Source organism: Sorangium sp. So ce145 (assembly GCF_051525985.1).
Taxonomy (GTDB): domain Bacteria; phylum Myxococcota_A; class Polyangia; order Polyangiales; family Polyangiaceae; genus Sorangium; species Sorangium cellulosum_B.
The window spans coordinates 791079-808647 of record NZ_CP150315.1; the positions used below are offsets into that span (position 1 = coordinate 791079).

Consider the following 17569-nt stretch of genomic DNA (forward strand, 5'->3'; position numbering starts at 1 on the left):
GGATGCATAGGGAAGCGCGAGGAGAGAACCAATGACGAACAACGATCGAAATGCCCCCTGCTACCTGCACGCCGTCATTCAGGTCAAACCGGGTCGTCTGGAGGAGTTCCGTCGTCTCACGGAAGAGATGCGGACGCTGCTTGGCGAGAAGTTTGGCGTGAAGCTCGCGGCCAGCTTTCAAGCGGCTTCGAGCCCGGACAAGATCGTCAATGTGTGGGCTGTACCCAGCCGCGAGACGCTCGAGCAGCTGAATAGGGCGGCTCCCGACGAACCCCTGATCCAAGCCTATGAGGCGTGCATCGAGCGCGAGGAGGTCGACGCGTTCGTCGCTTTCCGCCACGACGCGCCCGGCGCCGCGGAACCTCCCGCGCCTCCGGCGGCGGCCGCGCCGAACACGGCCAACACGCGATCCACGCCGATCGAGCTCACGCCCGAGATCGCGCGCGCGATCATGGGAACTGGCAGGCGCAGTATATCGTCGGATAGCGATCAAACCATCCTGATCGCAGGCGACGACGGCCAGATTCACCAGCTCCTCAGGGAGGAATGGTCGGCCACGCAGACGCTTGCAGGAGATGCGAAGGATTGGGTTGAGCAGAACATGCTCCGCAACGGGGTCACGCTGGCGAACCTGCCGGTCGATGTGCTCGATCCGTTCTTCGCTTGCTACTTGCTCAACCTGGCGATGATCAGGGAGCCGCCGGCGCAGACCGAGCGCAGAGCCAGGCGCAAGCCATGAGCGAGCCCGTGGCGCAGCAGCCCGCGGCAGCGGGCCAAGCTGCCTTCGCATTCAAGCAGTTCCGGGACGGGACCCATCGCCTTGTGCCGCCCGCTGAGACGGTCGAGCGGCTGCGTCCCCTGCTGCCCGCGCTCGGGATTACGCGCGTCGCCAACGTTACGGGGCTGGACATCCTCGGAATCCCCGTCGTGATGGTCTGCCGCCCAAACGCGCGCTCGCTCTCGGTTTCCCAGGGCAAAGGCGTCGATCTCGCCGCAGCCAAGGCCTCCGGGATCATGGAGGCCACGGAGCTTTACCACGCCGAGCGCATCACCTCCCCGCTGAAGCTCGGCTCCCTCGAGGAGCTGCGCTTCACGCATCGGTTGGCGGACGTCAGGCTCCTACCGCAGCGCGCCTTCAGCACGTTCCACCCGAGCGCCCCGCTGCTCTGGATCGAGGCGCTCGACTGGATGCGCAGCGAGCCGCTCTGGGTCCCCTTCGAGCTCGTGCACACGAACTACACGCTGCCGCTCCCCACGGGCAGCGGCGCGTTTCTGACGAGCTCTACCGGCCTCGCCTCGGGCAATCATCCGCTCGAGGCCGTCAGCCACGGCATCTGCGAGGCGGTGGAGCGCGACGCGGGGACGCTCTGGAGCCTGCTGGACGGGGGCTCGCGCCGCGCCACGCGGCTCGACCTCGCCACGGTGGACGACGCGGGCTGCAGAACGCTGCTGGACCGCTGCGAGCGCGCGGGGCTCGACGTGGCGGCGTGGGACATCCGCTCGGACATCGACATCGCGGCGTTCCGCTGCATGATCGCGGAGCGCTCGCCGGGCGGCCTGAGCTCGCTCTACCCAGCGGCGGGGATGGGCTGCCACCCCGCGCGCGAGGTGGCGCTGTCGCGCGCGCTGACCGAGGCCGTCCAGAGCCGCATGACGATGATCAGCGGGTCGCGCGACGATATGAGTCGCGCCGACTACGAGCGGCGGCTGGACCCCGAGCTGCATCGCCGGGTCCTGCAAGATATGCGTGATGGAGCGCCGGGCCGGCGTTTTCAAGACGTGCCCACGCGCGAGATCACGACCTTCGAGGAGGACATCCGCTGGGAGCTCGAGCAACTGCGCACCGCCGGCATCGAGCAGGTCGCCGTGGTCGATCTCACGAAGGCGGAGATCGGAATTCCGGTGGTGCGTGTCGTCATCCCGGGGCTGGAGACGATCGGCGGGCTGCCTGGCTACGTCCCCGGAGCGCGCGCGCGCGCACGCTGGACCGCACGGGAGGGCAAACGATGAAGATCTACGTGTTCACGGGGCCGACGCTCGCTCCCAGCGAGGCCCGCGCGTACCTCGATGCGACGTACCTGCCGCCCGCTGCGCAGGGCGACGTCTATTCTGCGACGCTCGATCGGCCCGTCGCGATCGGGATCATCGACGGGTACTTCGAGCGGGTGCCGGCCGTCTGGCACAAGGAGGTCCTCTGGGCCATGTCGCAGGGGATCCACGTGCTCGGAAGCGCGAGCATGGGCGCTCTGCGGGCCGCGGAGCTGGCCGCGTTCGGGATGGAGGGGGTCGGCGCGATTTACGAGGCCTTCGCGCGGGGCGAGCTCGAGGACGACGACGAGGTCGCGGTGGCACACCGTCCTCCGGACGACGGATACAAGGCATGCTCCGAGGCGATGGTGAACGTTCGAAGCACGCTCCGCGCGGCGGCGGCAGCTGGAGCCGTCGACGAGGGGACGCGCGACGCGCTGGAGCGCATCGCGAAGCGGCTGTTCTACGCCGAGCGGACGTGGCCGCTGCTGCTCGAAGCGGGCCGCGCGGAAGGGTTGCCGCGAGAGACGCTCGAAGCGCTGCGCGCGTTCCTGCCGCGCGGGCGCGTCGACCAGAAGCGCCTGGACGCGATCGCGATGCTGGAGCAGATGAGCGCCCGGTTCGCGGGCGCGGTGAAGCCGAAGGCGGTGCGCTACCGCTTTCAGCATACGAATGCCTGGGAGCACGCGCGTCGCGCCGCCGAGCGCCGCTCGGCGGACGCGACCGCGACCGACTCCGCCGGCGCTCCCGTGCCTGACGAGGCGCTCGCCGAGGAGCTGCGCCTCGCTGGGACCGGTACATATCAATCCTTCGCAGCCCGCGCGTCCGACAAGCAGCGGCTCCTTGCGGCGCACGGCGCATCGAGCGCTGCTCTCGCCGAGGCGGTCCTGCCGGAGCAGGAGCTGCTTCGCTGGTACTTCGAGGAGCAGCTCGGGCAGCCCGTGCCCGACGACTTGGCGGCGTACGCGCATCGGGTCGGCTTCGAGGACGTGAACGCCCTGCGGCGCGCCCTCGCGCTAGAGCTCTTGTACGTGCAGTGGACAGGGCGCGGTCCGCGGACCGATCGAGGCGACTGAGCGGTTTCTCTCGCTCGCCGCACGCGCGGACCGAGCGGGCACCGCGGACTCGTCCGCGCCTACGCTAGGGCCGCGTGATAAACGCCTCGATCGCGGCCTGCAGATCGATGCCTGACGGCCGGCCCAACCCGGTGCATGCGTTCCAGCCTGGCCCCGCATCATATCGATTGACGCCGTTGCGACGGATGTTATTGCCTTTGAGGATCGGTCGCATGGCCTTTCGCACCGCGGGATCGTAGAGCAATGCACCGAGGCCGGGGATCCCGGAGATCCCGTGCTTCGAAGTCAATCCTTGATAGATACGCGCCATTAGCCCTGCGAGCAGCGGGGCCGCGGCGCTGGTGCCGAACGAGAGTGCGTTGGCGGAGCCCAACCACAGCCATACGCCGGAGGCGAACGCCGCGTTCGCCGCGATGTCGGGCACACCTCGCCCCGGCTCGGCGATGCCGGCGGCCTCGGCGACCCCGGCGATCTCGGCGAGCCCGCGCTGCCATGGCGGCTGCTCGACGAATCGGCTGAATCCACCGCAGCTCGCCATCTGTCGTCCCAGGACGAGCTCATTCCAGACCACTTCGTCCTGGAATCCACTCGCGGTCCATCCATTGATCGCGGTGCCGCCGCACGTGACAACCAAGTCGTGGCTCGCGGGGAAGGTCGGTTCGAGGCGATCGTGCACGAACCTGCTGGGCGTCGAGCCTCCGTCGCCGGAGGCGCAGAGTACGGTCACACCCTTCTTGGCGATGGCGTAGTCGAGCGCATGGTTCAACCCCGGAACTTGCCCTTGTGGCACGCCCCAGTTCTCCCACCCGTCACGCTCCGCGGCGCCCCACGTGATGACGAGAATGGAGACGCCATCGTCGGCTGCTCGGATGACGGCATCGCGCAACCCTACGCGGTTGGCGAGCGTTCTGTACACGCGCATTTCAGCGCCGTTCGCCACGGAGCCGCAGATCGCGAGATCGAGCAGGATCTCCATGGTGAACAAATTCCGCTTGCTCGGATCTGATGTCCTGTCGGCGCGGACGGGAGCAGCCGAAGTCCGTTCGGTGCCCTCCTTTCCGTGCAGCGGCGGTCCGCCGAGGCCGAGCCCGAAGGCAAGAACGATCTCCCTGATCTCCTCCAGAGGAGCTGGTGAATTCTTTGCTAGACCCAGCTCGGTGAGCTGAATGCTCGGTCGCTTCAAGCTCAGGGCGTCGAAGTACGTACCGAGCACGTCCTCCGGCAGGCCCCCCTCGGGCAAGATGAACCCCACCTTCACGCCGGAGCCGTCGAGGTTCGGTGGGAAATTGTAAAGCGCCGCCAGGTCCAGCACGGTGAAAGGTTTGCCGTCGGGGCGCGAGGCGGGCTTGGGCTCGTGATGGGTCGAGCCGCGCGCGCGCGCAACTTCATCGAACAGGAACGCGCTGATCAAGCCGTCGGATGGACCCTCCTCGTCGCACATGACCGCGGTCACGTAGTTCGCGAGCGCCTCCGGCATTCGCGCGTTGTCCAGCGCCACTGGAACGACGATGCGGCGACCCTCGCCATCGACCCGCTTGAAGTCGACGCCCATGTGCCGTCGAAGCTGTCGTGCGGTGCCGGTCAGAACCACCTCGCCGGGTACACGCCGCTCCCGCACGACCTTCAGGTCGTGCTGCTCAGCGAACTGCCGAACCGTCGTGAAGACTTGGTCGTTGGCGCCGTGCAGCTCGTCGACGAGCTCCTCGTGACGCGCGAGCGGCTTCGCCGCGATCGCCTCGACGAGCGTTCGCCTCTTCTTCACGCGCTCGTCGGGTTGGAGGCAACTGAGGCCTATGGTGATCGTCATCGGCTCGTCGTCGTTCACGGGGTCACGGTCATTCCACGGGTTGTCGCTCATGATGTCGCTCCCTCCTCCTCATATGCAGACCGATCTGCTCGGCGCCGCGAGGTGCGTGCTCGCTGATGCATCGCGGATCCAGCGCGGCGGTGGCGGTGGCGGTATACGTTGAAGCAATCGCGATGCCAGGGCGGAGGGCCTCGGGCGATGTCCGTGGGGTCGAGGTACGGGCTCGGAGGGAGGTGCATTGTTCGATGGACAGCGCGGCGCCGCGGAGCGATAGGGGGCGATGACAGGGTTCCCATGCTCTCGGACTCGACCCTCGAACCTGCCGATCCCTCCCGGAGGGGGCTCGGTCCTGTGCTCGTCCCAGCGCTGACGATCCTGGGACATCCGAACCTCGAGCGCGTCGGCGAGCGGGCGTTGCTGCTCGAGATGGCCACGGCGCACGAGGCGCAGCTCTCGCGGATGGAGCCAGTGTTCGCGATGCCGGGCCGGGCGCCCAGCGCGCTCAAGGACAGGCACGTGAGCCGGACGCCTCTTCGGCTGCGCTACGCGGGGGGCGGTGGGATCAGCCTTTGCATGGGGGAGAGCACGACGCACCTCGTCGTGGACGGCGAGGTGCTCGAGGGCGAGCGAGAGCTTTCGCCGGCGGAGATCGCGCGGGGTGTGGTGCTGGAGCTGTCGGAGCGCGTGGTGCTTACGCTCCACATCGCGATGGTAGCGCCACCGGCGGGCGACGGTGGTGACAACCTTGGGCTGTCGGTCGACACCCAGGCACCGCCGCTCTCTGGGCGGGGGCCGGCGGGCGACGGCGGCGACGACCTTGGGCTGGTCGGGCAATGCGCGGCGCTGGACCGCGTGCGGCGGGAGATCCGCGCGATCGCCAAGGGCGACATGCCGGTGCTGATCCTGGGGGAGACCGGGACGGGCAAGGAGCTGGTCGCGCAGGCGATTCATCGGTTGAGCGCGCGGCGGGCGGAGCCGTTCTTGGCGGTGAACATGGCCAGCCTGTCGCCGTCGCTGGCGAGCGCGGAGCTGTTTGGGATCAAGAAGGGCGCGTTCACGGGCGCGGTGGAAGACCGGCGCGGGTATTTCGGCGAGGCGCGGAACGGCACGCTGTTCCTCGACGAGATCGGCGATACGCCGCCGGACGTGCAGGTGATGCTCCTGCGTGCGCTGGAGACGGGCGAGATCCAGGCAGTCGGGAGCCGGACGGTCGAGCGGCCCCACGTGCGCGTGCTCAGCGCGACGGACGCGAATCTTCAGGCGCGCATCGCCTCGGGCGCATTTCGTGCGCCGCTCTTGCATCGACTGGCGGGCTTCGAGATCTCGCTGCCGCCGTTGCGCGCGCGGCGGGAGGACATCGGTTGCCTGTTCGTGCACTTCCTCCGCGACGAGCTCATGCGGGTCGGCCAACCCGACGCCTGGCGCGCTTCCGGGCCGGACGGTCGCGGCTTCGTGCCGGCTTCGCTCATCGCGCAGCTCGCGCGGTACGACTGGCCCGGCAACGTCCGGCAGCTGCGCAACGTCGTGCGCCAGCTCGTCGTGAGCAGCCGCGGGGCGCTCGAGCTGCGCGCTGGTCCGCACCTCGACGAGCTGCTCGGGCGCGGCGCCGGGGCACAGCGGGCTGGAGCGACACCGCGCCTGACAATACCGGCACAGCCCGACCGGGTACGGCGCAGCCCGAAGGACGTGACCGAGGACGAGCTCGTGGCCACGCTGCGCGCATGCCGCTGGGACCTCAAGGCCGCGGCCTACCGGCTGCGCCTCGCCAGGAGCTCGCTCTATGAGCTCCTCAACCGCTGCACCCGCGTGCGCCGAGCGGCCGACCTCACGCACGCCGAGATCGCGCACGCCTACCGAGACTGCGGCGGGGACATCGACGCCATGGTGGAGCGCCTCGAGGTCTCGCGGAAATCCCTCTCGCGGCGCATCCGGGAGCTCAAGGTCCCGGTGCGCGTCGCGCATAGGTAAAAGAAGCCGGATTGCTGGCTCTTCGGTGGAGTGGGGCCGAATGATCTGACGGATATGGGCTGAGCCCACCATGCGCACATGACGATGTTGTGCTCTCCGTGAGAGATTGATCACGAGAACGGGAACGAGACGCGTATTCCAGTGCAGCGACGTACAGCGGATCGTCATGAAGGTGGCGGCCTCCGGCAAGACGGCCCCAGAAGGCTCGAGGGTGGCAGCCGTCGAGCCTTCGACTTTTTGGCGGGCGCAACGTCTACGCCGCGGAGGCGAGCGCAGCCCAGATCGGCGTGGGTGCCGGCGGTCAACGGCGAACGCCGGCGATCACGTGGCCGTGCTCACCGCCCTGGCGCCCGTTGGATAAGAACAGGCCCTCAGCGCCGCTTCGCGCACGCCGGGCACGCGATCCTGCCCTGCGCGTTCGGCGCGCACGCCTCGCAGAGCAGGTGCATCCGATCGTCGCACGCCGCCGGCCGCGCCGTCGCGGCGCCGCACGCCTCGCACGTGAGCCTGTCCAGGCTCGAGGCGCCCGCCGGGAGCCGCAAGACGATGTCCCGCGACTCCTTGCGCCGCCGGAGACGCATGTTGACGAGCGCCACCGGGACCTCGGCGCTCACCAGCGCGGCGACCGAGCACGTCACCTTCGCCGCGAACCGCGCGGGCAAGGCCTCGAGCTTCGCGTTCCGCTCGGCGATGAGGTGCGCGACCTTGGCCTCGACGGCCTTCGGATCCGCGCGCCGCCGCGGCGCCCGGGCCTCGGCGATCAGGTCCGCGAAATACGACACGATACGATCGTGATCCCGCGCGTGCCTGAGCTCGACCTCGCCGAGCAGCGGCTGCACCGCGGCCCGCACCGCCCGCTCGGCGCGGAGCGCGATCCAGTCCGCCGCGCGATCGTCCGTCGAGAGGGAAGCGGCGCTCGGCTGCACGAGGGCGCTCGGCCAGGCCAGATCCAGGTGCGCGCCCACCGCGGCGTCCGGCTCGCCGCCGTCGTGTGCGTTCACCACGACCCGAACGAGCCCCTCGCGCCGGTCGTCGGCCTCGACGCCATAAGCGACGATGGCCGCGACGTAGACCGCCGCGCCCGTGGAGACCTGCCCGGGCTCGCAGAGCCCGTTGCGCAGCACGAAGCGGTCCGCAGCGGCCCGCACGTGGGCAGGCCTCGGCGGATCCGCGGCGAGCCGCACCGAGGTGGACACCGGCCGCCCGCGCGCCCTCGCGATGAGCCGCTCGAGCAGCGTGGAGCCGAGGCCACACGCGACGTCCCCGTCCCGATCGGGGTAGAGCGCGAGGGCGCACTCCTCCCGGACCTCGAGCTCGGCCGCGAGCCGCGCCGGCAGGAGCGCCACCGCCCGCGCGTCCTCACGCTCCGCGAGCGCTCCGGCCTCCGCGAGCGCCTCGACGACGAAATCGAGCGGAGAGGGCAGCGCGCCCTCCGTGGGCGAGAGCATCCCCAGCGCCGCGGTCACGCCTCGTAGTCCTTTCCAAAGAGCTTCGCGTCGAGGCGCTTCACCTGCTCGTAACGCCCGCGCGCCGCGGCGAGCTCCTCGGCGATGGTGTCGAAGCCGCTCGCGATCTCCTCCTCCGAGCGCGACGTAGCGTAAAGAGAGACGATCCGCTCCTCCAGGTCGCGCTCGTCTGCCATGTTGCCAAGGACCATATCCATCTCGCCCACGACCAGCTCGAACAGGTGCAGGCGGCGGTCGAGCAGATCGAGGACACGCTCCTCGGCGGTGCCCCGCGCGCAGAGGTTGTAGACGCGCACCTCCTCTCGCTGGCCCATCCGGTGCAGCCGCCCGATCCGCTGCTCGATGAGCATGGGGTTGTAGGGAAGATCGAAGTTCACGAGGACATGGCAGTGATGGAGGTTGTGCCCCTCGCCGCCGGCGTCGGTGGAGACGAGCACGCGCGCGCGGCCGTCGCGGAACGCCGAGAGCGCCGCGCGCTTGTCCGCGGCGGAGAGGCCGCCGTGGAACGCCACGGGCTCGACGCCGGCCTCGCGGAGCACGGCCTCGATGGTCGAAAGCGTGTCGCGGAACCGGGTGAAGACGAGGACTTGCTCGTCGTGAGCGCGCACGAGATCGACGAGGGCGCCGCCCTTCCGGGACGCGCGGACCGAGGCCGCGAGCTTCGCCAGCGCGGCGAGCGCGGCGCGCAGCCCGGGGACGCGCCGCTCGCTCGCGCTCATGCGCTCGAGGCTCCCGCGCACCGCGGCGGGGCTCGAGCCGGCGCCGAGCAGGAGCGTCGAGGCCAGCATCCGGGAGCCGGCGTCGGCCCCGTGCGCGCGCACGAGGGCGAGGACGCGCTCGTAGAGCTCGCGCTCCTCCGGGAGCGGATCGACCAGCGCCGTGCTCACATAGCGGGGCGGCAGCGCGAGGCCGCTGTCGGCGCGGGTGTTGCGCACCATTACCTCGGCGAGCAGGGCGCGCAGCCGCTCCCGGTTCTTCGGCGACAGCGGGTCCTTCGGGTCGACGAACTGCGCGCGGAAGGCCGCCGGGGTCGCGAACTGCCCGGGCTTGAGCAGGGTCACGAGGTTGTAGAGCTCCTCGAGATCGGTCTCGATCGGCGTCGCCGTGAGCATCAGGAGGAACCGGCTGTGCAGGCCGTCGACCAGCTTGAAGCCGGCGGTCGTGCGGCTCTTGACGTGATGGGCCTCGTCGACGATCACGAGGTCCCACGAGGCGGCCTGGACGAGCGGCGCGTGCTTCGCGCTCCTCGCGAGGGCGAGCGACGCGACGACCACGCCCTCCTCTTGCCAGAAGGCCTCGGGGTCCGCCGTGCGCGCGGCGTCGTCGGTCGTGCGCGCGGCGATCCCGGCCTTCTCCGCGAGCTCGCCCGTCCACTGGCCGACGAGCGCAGGAGGGACGAGGACGAGCGCCCGCCGGACCATCCCGCGGAGCTGGTACTCGCGCAGGATCGTCAGCGCCTCGACCGTCTTGCCGAGACCGACCTCGTCCGCGAGCAGCGCGCGACCGCGGAACACACGGAGGACGCGGCGCGCGGTCTCGATCTGGTAGCGGTGCGGCTCGACGCCCGTGAGCGCGGCGAGCGCGAGCAGCTCCTCGAACTGCTCGGCCGAGGCGAGCAGGTGAGCGCGCAGCGCGTGGCTCACCGCCGCGAGCGAGGAGGGCGGGCCCGCGAGCCGCTGGAGCAGTTCGGACCGGTCGAGGCCGGACATCAGGAGCGGCGCCGGCTTCCTGGGCGGCGGAGCCGGCAGAGGAGCCGACTCGGGCGGGGGCGCCGGCTCCGCCACGCCGGAGGCGGCGGGCGGCCGGGACGCGGCGGACGGCCGGGAGGCGGCGGACGGCCGGGACGCGGCGGGCGTTGCGCGCGGGCCGGCAGCGCTGGCGCGCGGCGGGCGCTCCGGGGTCGGGGCGGTGGATTGACTTCGTGGCGCCGCGGCGGGCGCTTCGGTCCGCCGGGCCCGCGCGGGTGAGCGGGACCGAGCGCGGGTGACAGAGCGCTCCGGGGGCGGCGGCCTCTCCGCGCGGTGAGCCAGGAGGAGTCGCTGGACGTCGTGACGAAAGACCAGCTGGCCCAGCCGGCGCGGGATACCGACGTTGCGATCGATGCAGAACGTGCTCGCGTTGTAGACGAGGAACGCCGGATCCGCGCTCGTCGATTCGCGCATCCGCTCGATGAGCGCGCTGCCCGCGAGCGCCTGTGGAAGGCCGTGCGCGAGGAGCAGGTCATGCGCCTCGTCGAGCGTCAGCGGCTCCTTGTGCGACCGGCCCGAGAGCGCGAACGCCAAGGTGAAGAGATCCGCGCCGGAGAGCAGCCGGCTGCCCGCTTCCGTGGCGAGCAGCCAGCTCACATCGCTCGCGGAGATCGACGTGAGGGACGTCGTCGAGACCTGCATGCCTCGGCCGCCTGTATCCCTCCAGCTCCGGGATGTCGAGGTGCCATGAGCGCGAGAACGGCGGGAATTATGACGATTATTTTTGGAAATTTGAGGCCCCTGATCGGAATGCGTCCTGGATCTTCTGGCGAAGCCAGCGCGTGAAGGGGCCGAGGAAGGTCCGTTTCCAGTGGACGTTGAAGTACACGTCCGCTTCGCCGAGCTCGGGGTTGTGTGACGACCATCCGCGAGTCCTTGCTTCGACAGGCGCCCTGAAGCGATTACGCCGTTCAAATGTGGGCGCGTTCACCCTCGGCGAGTCGGAGCTCGGCATCGACCGGGGGCTCGCGCCGTCCACCCGCTTCGTCCGCTACGCCTTCAACGTCGAGGTGACGCGCCTCCTTGCCGACCGCGAGCGCCAGGAGCCAGCGCGCGGCGCTTGACTCATATAGTATACCCCCCTATGCTATATGCGTGCACACGGTCGAGAACAAGAAGAAGCTCATCGCGCGCGTCCGGCGGATCCGCGGGCAGCTCGAGGCGGTCGAGCGGGCCCTCGAGGGCGAAGCGGCTTGCTCGGAGGTCCTGCAGACGGTGACCTCGGCGCGTGGCGCGCTGAACGGGCTCGTGGGCGAGCTCATCGAAGGTCACATCCGTACGCACGTCATCGACGGGGAGCGTGCAACGGCACCCCAGCGGGAGGCCGCGGAGGAGCTGGTTCAGATCGTCCGCGCCTATGTGAAGTGAAGGAAGCAACGATGAGCGACTCCACGGGATCCGATCGGCTCGCCCAGCTTCGACACGCCCACGACCACGGCGCCGCCGCGTCCTCGCACGAAGCCAGGACCCGGTGGGTCGTTGCGCTGACCTTCGCCATGATGGTGGCGGAGCTCGTGGTCGGCTATGCGACGAACTCGCTCGCGCTCACGGCCGACGGCTGGCACATGGCCACGCATGCGGGCGCGCTCGGCATGGCGGCCTTCGCGTACTGGTTCGCGCGCAAGCAGTCCGGGTCGAGCGCGTTCTCCTTCGGCACGGGCAAGGTGCACGCCCTCGCCGGGTACACGAGCGCGGTCGTGCTCGCGCTCATCGCGCTCCTCATGGTCGTCGAGTCGCTGCGCCGCTTCCTCCACCCCGAGTCGATCGCCTTTTCCGAGGCGCTCCCCGTCGCCGTCGTTGGTCTCGCGGTCAACCTCGTCAGCGTGCGGCTCCTCCACGCCGGCGATCACCATCACGAGGCGCACGACGACCACCCCGAGCACGATCACCACGACCATGGCCATGACGATCACGACGACGAGCACGCCCATGGCCACCACCACGGGCACGACCACAACTTGCGCGCGGCGTACTTCCACGTCCTCGCGGACGCGCTGACCAGCGTGCTCGCGATACTCGCCCTCCTCGGCGGGCGCACCTTTGGCTGGACGTTCCTCGACGCCGCGATGGGCATCGTCGGCGGGCTCGTCATCGCCAAGTGGAGCTACGGACTCTGCCGGCAGGCGGCCAGGCAGCTGCTCGACGTCGTCCCTTCCGAGTCCCTTGCTCAGCGCATCCGCGATCGCATCGAGTCTACCTTCGCAGGAGCGAGCGTCGTCGATCTCCACCTGTGGGACATCGGTCCCGGCGCGCGCGCCTGCATCGTCTCGGTCGCGGTGCCGAGCCCCCTGGCGCCTTCCGCGTACCGTGACGCGCTCGTCCCGATCGCGAGCCTCCAGCACGTCACGGTCGAGGTTCACCCGCTGTCTGCCGGCGACGCGCGGAGGGGCTCGTGAATTTCAGCGCGATCTTGCTCCTCGCGCTCGGGCTCGCGATGGACGCGACCGCTGTCGCGGCGGCACGAGGGCTGTCTGTCCCTGCGATTCGGGCGCGCCATGTCCTGCTCGTCGCGGGGTTCTTCGGCGGCGCTCAGGCCCTGATGCCCGTCATCGGCTGGCTGCTCGGAGCGCGGATCGGTCCGCGCGTGCAAGCGTGGGATCACTGGATCGCGTTCGTGCTGCTCGCGTTCATCGGCGGAAAGATGCTCTGGGAAGCCCGCGGCGACGGCGGCGACGACGGCGGTGAGGGCGAGACCACGGCCGATCCCTTCGCGTTGAGCGCGATGTTCGTGCTGGCGATCGCCACGAGCATCGACGCCCTCGCCGTGGGCATCACGCTGCCGATGCTGAACGCCCCGTTCGCGATCTCCGTCGTGACGATCGGCGTCGTCACGGCGCTGCTCAGCGCAGCGGGGCTCTTCGCGGGACGGCGGTTCGGGGCGTTGCTCGGCAAGCGTCTCGACCTCGCGGGGGGGGTCGTGCTCATCGGACTCGGGTTCAAGATCCTCCTCGAGCACCTTGTGCTGTCGTAGGCGTGTCCCCGCGGACCGCGCCTGCCGGCTTCCGCGCGCGCAGGGCCGAGGCGGGCTCGATCTGCGCCGCAGCGCTCGCTCAGATCGACAGCGCGATCGGCGAGCGCGGCCGCGCGCTGGCCGCCGCGTCGGTGCGCGGCGCGTCCCAGCCGCCGCCCGGCGCCTCGGCGGCCTCGCTGACGCCGAGCGCGCGCTGCACGAAGGACGAGCTCCGCGCATAGGCGAGCAGGTCGCTCGGCCGGACGGCGGGCATGCCGCGGTGCAGCCGCCGCACGAGCAGCAGCGTGTAGAGGTCCATGTAACGCTCGACCATGCGGGCAGCGGAGTAGCGCTGGAGCGTGACCTTCCGGCCGTACCGCCCCATGCGCGCGGCCCGCGCGGGGTCGTCGCGGAGCTCCGTCAGCCTGGCCGCGAGCGCCTCGGCGTCCCCGGAAGGCACGAGGAAGCCCGTGTATCCGTCGGTGAGGGCAGTGGGCACGCCGCCCACGGCGGTCGCGACGACGGGGAGCCCGGCCGCCATCGCCTCGAGGACGGCGAGCGGTAGGCCCTCGGAGATGGAGGAGACGGCGAACGCGTCGAGCGCGGCGAGCATCTGGGGCATGCAGTGCCGCCTGCCGACGAACAGCGCGCGCCCGGACAGGCCGAGCTCGTGTGCGAGCGCGATGAGCCGCGCGCGCTCCGGGCCATCTCCGACGAGGAGCAGCCGCCCGCCCTCCGGCAGCGCCTGCGCGGCCGCGCGCAGGAGCAATGCGTTATTGTTCACGGCAGAGAGGCGCGCCACGCTCCCGAGCACCCAGGCCTGCTGCGAGATGCCGAGCTCGGCCCGGACACGGGCCCGGGCCACCGGATCGGGCGCGAACCGCGACAGGTCGACGCCGCTGGCGATGACGTGCAGCTTCTCGGCGCTGACCTGTCCCTGGCTGACCAGGGTCTCGGCGGTCGGCCGCGAGACCGCGACGTGGGCGTCGACGAACGCGGCGGCGGCGCTGCGCAGCCATCGCCGGCCTTGCAGGTCCTCCGAGGCGCCGTGCTTCGTGTGGATGACCGGGACGCGGTGGAGCCAGCCGGCGGGCGCCGCGTAGACGAGCGGCAGCTGGTTGTGCGCATGGACGAGCGAGGACCCTCTCGCCCTGAAGAGCGCGACGAGCCGGGCGGTCATGCTCACGTCAAAGCCGCGGCGCTTCGGCAGGAGCTGCACCTCGACGCCGCGCCGCCGCAGGTGCTCCGCATACGGGCCGTCCGGCTCATCGGCGATGGCGATCACGGTCACGTCGTGGCCCGCAGCGCGCTGGAGTGCCGCCAGATCGACGACCACCCGCTCGGCGTCGCCGGCCTTCAAGCTGCTCACCACATGCGCGATGGCGAGCTTCCATGGAAGCCCCGCCCGGCCCTGGTCGTGGCCTCCCGCGCCGTAAATGTCACGAACATCCATGTATCCCCCCTCGAACGAATGGAACAGTGTCGACGCGCGCTGCTCGTCCAGCGTGGCTGCGCTGCCTGGCCTCTCGAGGCGTGAGCTGGCTTCTCCGATCGGCGGAGCGGCGCTCCGCTCCCTGGCCGATGCAGCAAAGCGATGATGGACGAGCGTCCTGGGCTTGAGAAGCGCAAGCGCCGCAGCACGCCGAGGGCGATGCGCGGCGGATGGTAGGAAAATTGATTGGTGTGGAATATAGGCTGAACCCGGAATGTGGCAATACAAAACGGTGATGAATGGTAAGGCGGCAGTGCGCGAGGAGGGTTGTCCAGGCCGGGCCGGGTGCCGTGCGCTTGCTCCGGCTGGACGGGATCCGTCCGCGACTTCCAGCTTCGGCGCGAATGTCGGGTCTCTTCCGGGGCCGCGTACGGTTTTCTCCCGCGGAACCGGCGCCTCAGCGACGGAGAGGCATTGTCGCGTGACGCGTCAGCGACAGAAGAGGAACCTGCAGTTCCCGGACGCGCACTGGTTGTCCTTCGTGCACGCCGATCCCCGGCCGCGCTTGTCCACGCACTCGCCCTCGTTGGTGCCCCACCCGCAGAACTGGCCCGCCGCGCAGTGCGCGTCGGAGCGGCAGAGGCACGTCTGGGTGAGATCGCCGCAGCGGTTGCTGGGGCACTCCTCGTTCACACGGCACCCCTGGCCGATGGTCTTCGAGCCGGGCGTGTAACAGAAGCCCGCGCCGGCGATCAGCCCGCCACAGCGGCCGGAGGCGCACTCGCTGTCGCGCGTACACAGCTGATGCTCGGCCTTCTTCGGCTCGCAGGCGTTGTCGCCGCCGACTCCAGGCGTCTTGACCGCGCAGCGGAGGCCGCCGCCGCAGTCGGCGTCGTCGTTGCAGACGCAGCGGCCCGGGATCGCGTTGCAGGCGACGGCCGTGCACTGGCCGCTCTCGCACTCCTCATCGAACCGGCAGCTCCCGCCCAGCACCTGAAATCCAGGGCAGTAGGCCGCGCCGCACTTCGTGGGATAGGCAGATTCCCGCTCCTCCGCGGGCGCGAAGGGCGCGATGCCGCTCTCGTCGAGATCGGTGGCGGGATCGGCCATCCCGGCCCGCGGCCCCTGGGCGCGCTCCCACATGCGAAGGAAGGACTCTGTCGAGGATCTCAGGCCGGTCGTGTCCACGCCCAGGCGATCCAGGTCGGCCAGGAGGTCGGGCAGCATCCCCTCGTGGGCCAGGCCCTTCTCGTCGAACTCCGTCCCCAGGGGGCCGGGCCCCTGCTCGCGCTGCTCCCAGGCCTGGCAATCGGCCTCTGCCTGGAACGCCGCCGAGCAGGCGCCGTCCTCGCCGAAGCGCGGCCGGGTCTGCTGGATGAAGCCGTTGAGATCTGCCCCGAAGGCCATGGGGACCTTCAGGCCGAGCCGCCCGTAGTCGTAAGCCTGCGCGAAGGAGCGCGACGAGCCCTGACAGCTGTTCTCGACGGCGCTGCGGCTGTACTGCCGGGTCTCGTCGTGCGCGGTGCGCAGGCCGAAGATGCCGCCGGTCTGCCGGAGCATCCGGATCACCCGCGCCGGCGTGGACTTCTCCTTTTCCGCCACCGCCCTGGCCATGATCTCCCGGAAGTGACCGTGGGAGATGTAGATCGGATAATAGTCGCGCGCCCGCGCCAGCTCGAACACCCGATCCACGCCGCGCTCCGAGAGGTGCGCGACGTCGAGCAGCATCCCCCGGTCCATCATCTCACCGACGAGCGCTTCGCCGAGGGGCGTCAGCCCGCGCACGTTGCGGCAGCTCGCGTCGACATCCATGCCCAGCGTGATCCCCGCGAGGGTGGCGCCGCAGTCGGTGTCGATGAAGCAGTTCTCGGTGTACTGCGCGAGCTGGAAGATCGGGTTGTGCAGCGCCGCCCCGCCAAAGGCGTTGTCGACCTGGTGCACCGGCTGGAGCGTCCGGACCCCGAGGGCGTGGTATTTGGCGAGCTGCGCGCGCATCTTCGCCGCGTCGACGTCTCGGCCGAACAGGTGGCTGGCCTCGATGGACAGCACCACCGCCAGCTTGCCCGCGCCGATGATCTGCCGGGCGTGCGCCGGCGAGAGCGCGACCTCCATCCAGCCGGCGTTTCGCGCGGCCAGCGCGTGGGTCATCTGGATCTGGAGATCGACGTCCACCATCTCGTCGCACGCCCGCTGCCGGTTCTGCTCCGGCAGGATCGAGCAGAGCCAGTCGTAGCTCACCGCCGACATGACGATGAGGCTCAGCCCGCGATCGTGGGCCGCGCGCAGCCAGCTCACGTGACCTTGCTGGTGAGCGATGGTGTCCCAGCGCGGCCACCCCTCGGAGAAGCGCCTTCGCCCGAGGTGGAGCCCTGTGTCGCCGCTCGTCCCCTCCGTCTGGCCGATCACCTCCGAGCCGCCGATGCCGCCGCCCAGGCCGAGCAGCGCTGACAGCGCGCCGCCGCTGGCCAGATCGAGCATCGCCGACTGAGGGCAGTGGTCCAGGAGCCCGCTGAGGCCCTGTCGAACGCGCGCGTGATCGCTCCCTGGACTGCCACCGTCGCAATCGTCCAGCGCGCCGGCGCCGTCGTGCTTGCCGTGGAGCCATCCACCCCCGAACGCCTCCTCCGACATCATGTGGAAGTGCAGGTCGGCGAACCCGCTCACCGGCGCTCCGCCGAGCGCCGCCGGGGCGGGGACCGGGAGCGCCGCGGCGGCGCCGGCTTCCGTCGCGGCGCTCGCGGGGAGGCCGAGCGACGCAGAGCGCGCGAGATCGCCCGGCGCGCCCTGTTCGCCGGGAGGCGAGGGCGTTCCCGGGTCGCACGCGGACGTCGCGAGCGCGAGGGCGGCCAGGGCCGCGGTCGCGAAGGGGCGCGGCCAGCGCCGGCGGCGCGCTCGGGGCGCCGGGCCGGGTCGAGTCGATAGAGCGCGCGTGAGGCAATCGTCGGGGCAGGTCATGGATGTCGCGGTCCGGGGGTTCGGTCGTGGGGGTTCCAGGCGCTGGGGACGCCTGGTTAGCTGGGGTAGCTCCCACCGCATTTTCAAGCGGTGAACCGGGCCCGCGCGGCGCGTGGCGGGTTTTGTCAGCGCCTGGCGC

13 protein-coding genes are annotated in these 17569 nt (G+C 70.5%); 8 read left to right on the top strand and 5 right to left on the bottom strand.

The features are described 5' to 3' along the window. Positions 1-31 precede the first annotated feature (31 nt). Genes WMF34_RS02930 through WMF34_RS02940 form a run of 3 tightly spaced genes read left to right on the top strand, consistent with a single transcriptional unit; the run spans position 32 to position 3104 of the window. On the top strand, positions 32-739 hold the full coding sequence (locus WMF34_RS02930; protein ID WP_012233174.1) for a hypothetical protein: 708 nt from the start codon (positions 32-34) through the stop codon (positions 737-739). Beyond that, positions 736-2010, top strand: coding sequence for a YcaO-like family protein (locus WMF34_RS02935; RefSeq protein ID WP_012233175.1), 1275 nt, complete (start codon positions 736-738; stop codon positions 2008-2010). Before WMF34_RS02930 ends, WMF34_RS02935 begins: the two co-directional genes overlap by 4 nt. Next, on the top strand, positions 2007-3104 hold the full coding sequence (locus tag WMF34_RS02940; protein ID WP_012233176.1) for a TfuA-like protein: 1098 nt from the start codon (positions 2007-2009) through the stop codon (positions 3102-3104). The genes WMF34_RS02935 and WMF34_RS02940 overlap by 4 nt, the downstream gene beginning before the upstream one ends. A gap of 64 nt (positions 3105-3168) precedes the next feature. Here the strand turns inward: WMF34_RS02940 and WMF34_RS02945 are convergent, their stop codons facing one another. Beyond that, on the bottom strand, positions 3169-4962 hold the full coding sequence (locus WMF34_RS02945) for a S53 family peptidase (RefSeq protein WP_437992347.1): 1794 nt from the start codon (positions 4960-4962) through the stop codon (positions 3169-3171). 243 nt (positions 4963-5205) lie between these two features. Between WMF34_RS02945 and WMF34_RS02950 the strand changes: the two genes are divergently transcribed. After that, positions 5206-6879 carry a sigma 54-interacting transcriptional regulator gene (locus WMF34_RS02950; protein ID WP_044963819.1) on the top strand — a complete coding sequence of 558 codons (1674 nt, stop codon included), beginning with the start codon at positions 5206-5208 and terminating at the stop codon, positions 6877-6879. A 371-nt stretch (positions 6880-7250) separates the two neighbouring features. On the opposite strand, the gene WMF34_RS02955 is transcribed toward WMF34_RS02950, so the two are convergent. Beyond that, a complete protein-coding gene (locus WMF34_RS02955) occupies positions 7251-8345 on the bottom strand; it encodes a hypothetical protein (RefSeq protein ID WP_437992348.1) in 1095 nt (364 codons plus the stop codon). After that, on the bottom strand, positions 8342-10735 hold the full coding sequence (locus WMF34_RS02960; RefSeq protein ID WP_437992349.1) for a DEAD/DEAH box helicase: 2394 nt from the start codon (positions 10733-10735) through the stop codon (positions 8342-8344). The genes WMF34_RS02955 and WMF34_RS02960 overlap by 4 nt, the downstream gene beginning before the upstream one ends. 275 nt (positions 10736-11010) lie before the next feature. On the opposite strand from WMF34_RS02960, the gene WMF34_RS02965 reads away from it, so the two are divergent. Genes WMF34_RS02965 through WMF34_RS02980 form a run of 4 tightly spaced genes read left to right on the top strand, consistent with a single transcriptional unit; the run spans position 11011 to position 13064 of the window. Next, on the top strand, positions 11011-11157 hold the full coding sequence (locus WMF34_RS02965) for a hypothetical protein (RefSeq protein ID WP_437992350.1): 147 nt from the start codon (positions 11011-11013) through the stop codon (positions 11155-11157). A 31-nt stretch (positions 11158-11188) separates the two neighbouring features. After that, positions 11189-11461 carry a metal/formaldehyde-sensitive transcriptional repressor gene (locus WMF34_RS02970; RefSeq protein WP_012233181.1) on the top strand — a complete coding sequence of 91 codons (273 nt, stop codon included), beginning with the start codon at positions 11189-11191 and terminating at the stop codon, positions 11459-11461. 11 nt (positions 11462-11472) lie between these two features. Next, entirely contained in the window at positions 11473-12489 is a 1017-nt protein-coding gene (gene dmeF / locus WMF34_RS02975) for a CDF family Co(II)/Ni(II) efflux transporter DmeF (protein WP_012233182.1), read from the top strand. Then, positions 12486-13064 (top strand): manganese efflux pump MntP, encoded by a 579-nt coding sequence (locus WMF34_RS02980; RefSeq protein ID WP_012233183.1) that lies wholly within the window; start codon positions 12486-12488, stop codon positions 13062-13064. The genes dmeF and WMF34_RS02980 overlap by 4 nt, the downstream gene beginning before the upstream one ends. Before the next feature lie 79 nt (positions 13065-13143). On the opposite strand, the gene WMF34_RS02985 is transcribed toward WMF34_RS02980, so the two are convergent. Both WMF34_RS02985 and WMF34_RS02990 read right to left on the bottom strand, forming a co-directional pair. Continuing rightward, positions 13144-14496 carry a glycosyltransferase gene (locus WMF34_RS02985; RefSeq protein WP_437992351.1) on the bottom strand — a complete coding sequence of 451 codons (1353 nt, stop codon included), beginning with the start codon at positions 14494-14496 and terminating at the stop codon, positions 13144-13146. Positions 14497-14964: 468 nt separating this feature from the next. Then, positions 14965-17430: a membrane dipeptidase gene (locus WMF34_RS02990; protein WP_437992352.1), complete on the bottom strand. Its 2466-nt coding sequence runs from the start codon at positions 17428-17430 to the stop codon at positions 14965-14967. Positions 17431-17569 lie beyond the last annotated feature (139 nt).

What these genes read in the sequence shown, in the direction of transcription:
- WMF34_RS02940 (WP_012233176.1), top strand. Translation starts at nt 2,007, where the DNA reads ATGAAGATCTACGTGTTCACGGGGCCGACGCTCGCTCCCAGCGAGGCC.
- WMF34_RS02950 (WP_044963819.1), top strand. Translation starts at nt 5,206, where the DNA reads ATGCTCTCGGACTCGACCCTCGAACCTGCCGATCCCTCCCGGAGGGGG.
- WMF34_RS02935 (WP_012233175.1), top strand. Translation starts at nt 736, where the DNA reads ATGAGCGAGCCCGTGGCGCAGCAGCCCGCGGCAGCGGGCCAAGCTGCC.
- WMF34_RS02930 (WP_012233174.1), top strand. Translation starts at nt 32, where the DNA reads ATGACGAACAACGATCGAAATGCCCCCTGCTACCTGCACGCCGTCATT.
- WMF34_RS02990 (WP_437992352.1), bottom strand. Translation starts at nt 17,430, where the DNA reads ATGACCTGCCCCGACGATTGCCTCACGCGCGCTCTATCGACTCGACCC.
- WMF34_RS02985 (WP_437992351.1), bottom strand. Translation starts at nt 14,496, where the DNA reads ATGGATGTTCGTGACATTTACGGCGCGGGAGGCCACGACCAGGGCCGG.
- WMF34_RS02945 (WP_437992347.1), bottom strand. Translation starts at nt 4,962, where the DNA reads ATGAGCGACAACCCGTGGAATGACCGTGACCCCGTGAACGACGACGAG.
- WMF34_RS02960 (WP_437992349.1), bottom strand. Translation starts at nt 10,735, where the DNA reads ATGCAGGTCTCGACGACGTCCCTCACGTCGATCTCCGCGAGCGATGTG.
- dmeF (WP_012233182.1), top strand. Translation starts at nt 11,473, where the DNA reads ATGAGCGACTCCACGGGATCCGATCGGCTCGCCCAGCTTCGACACGCC.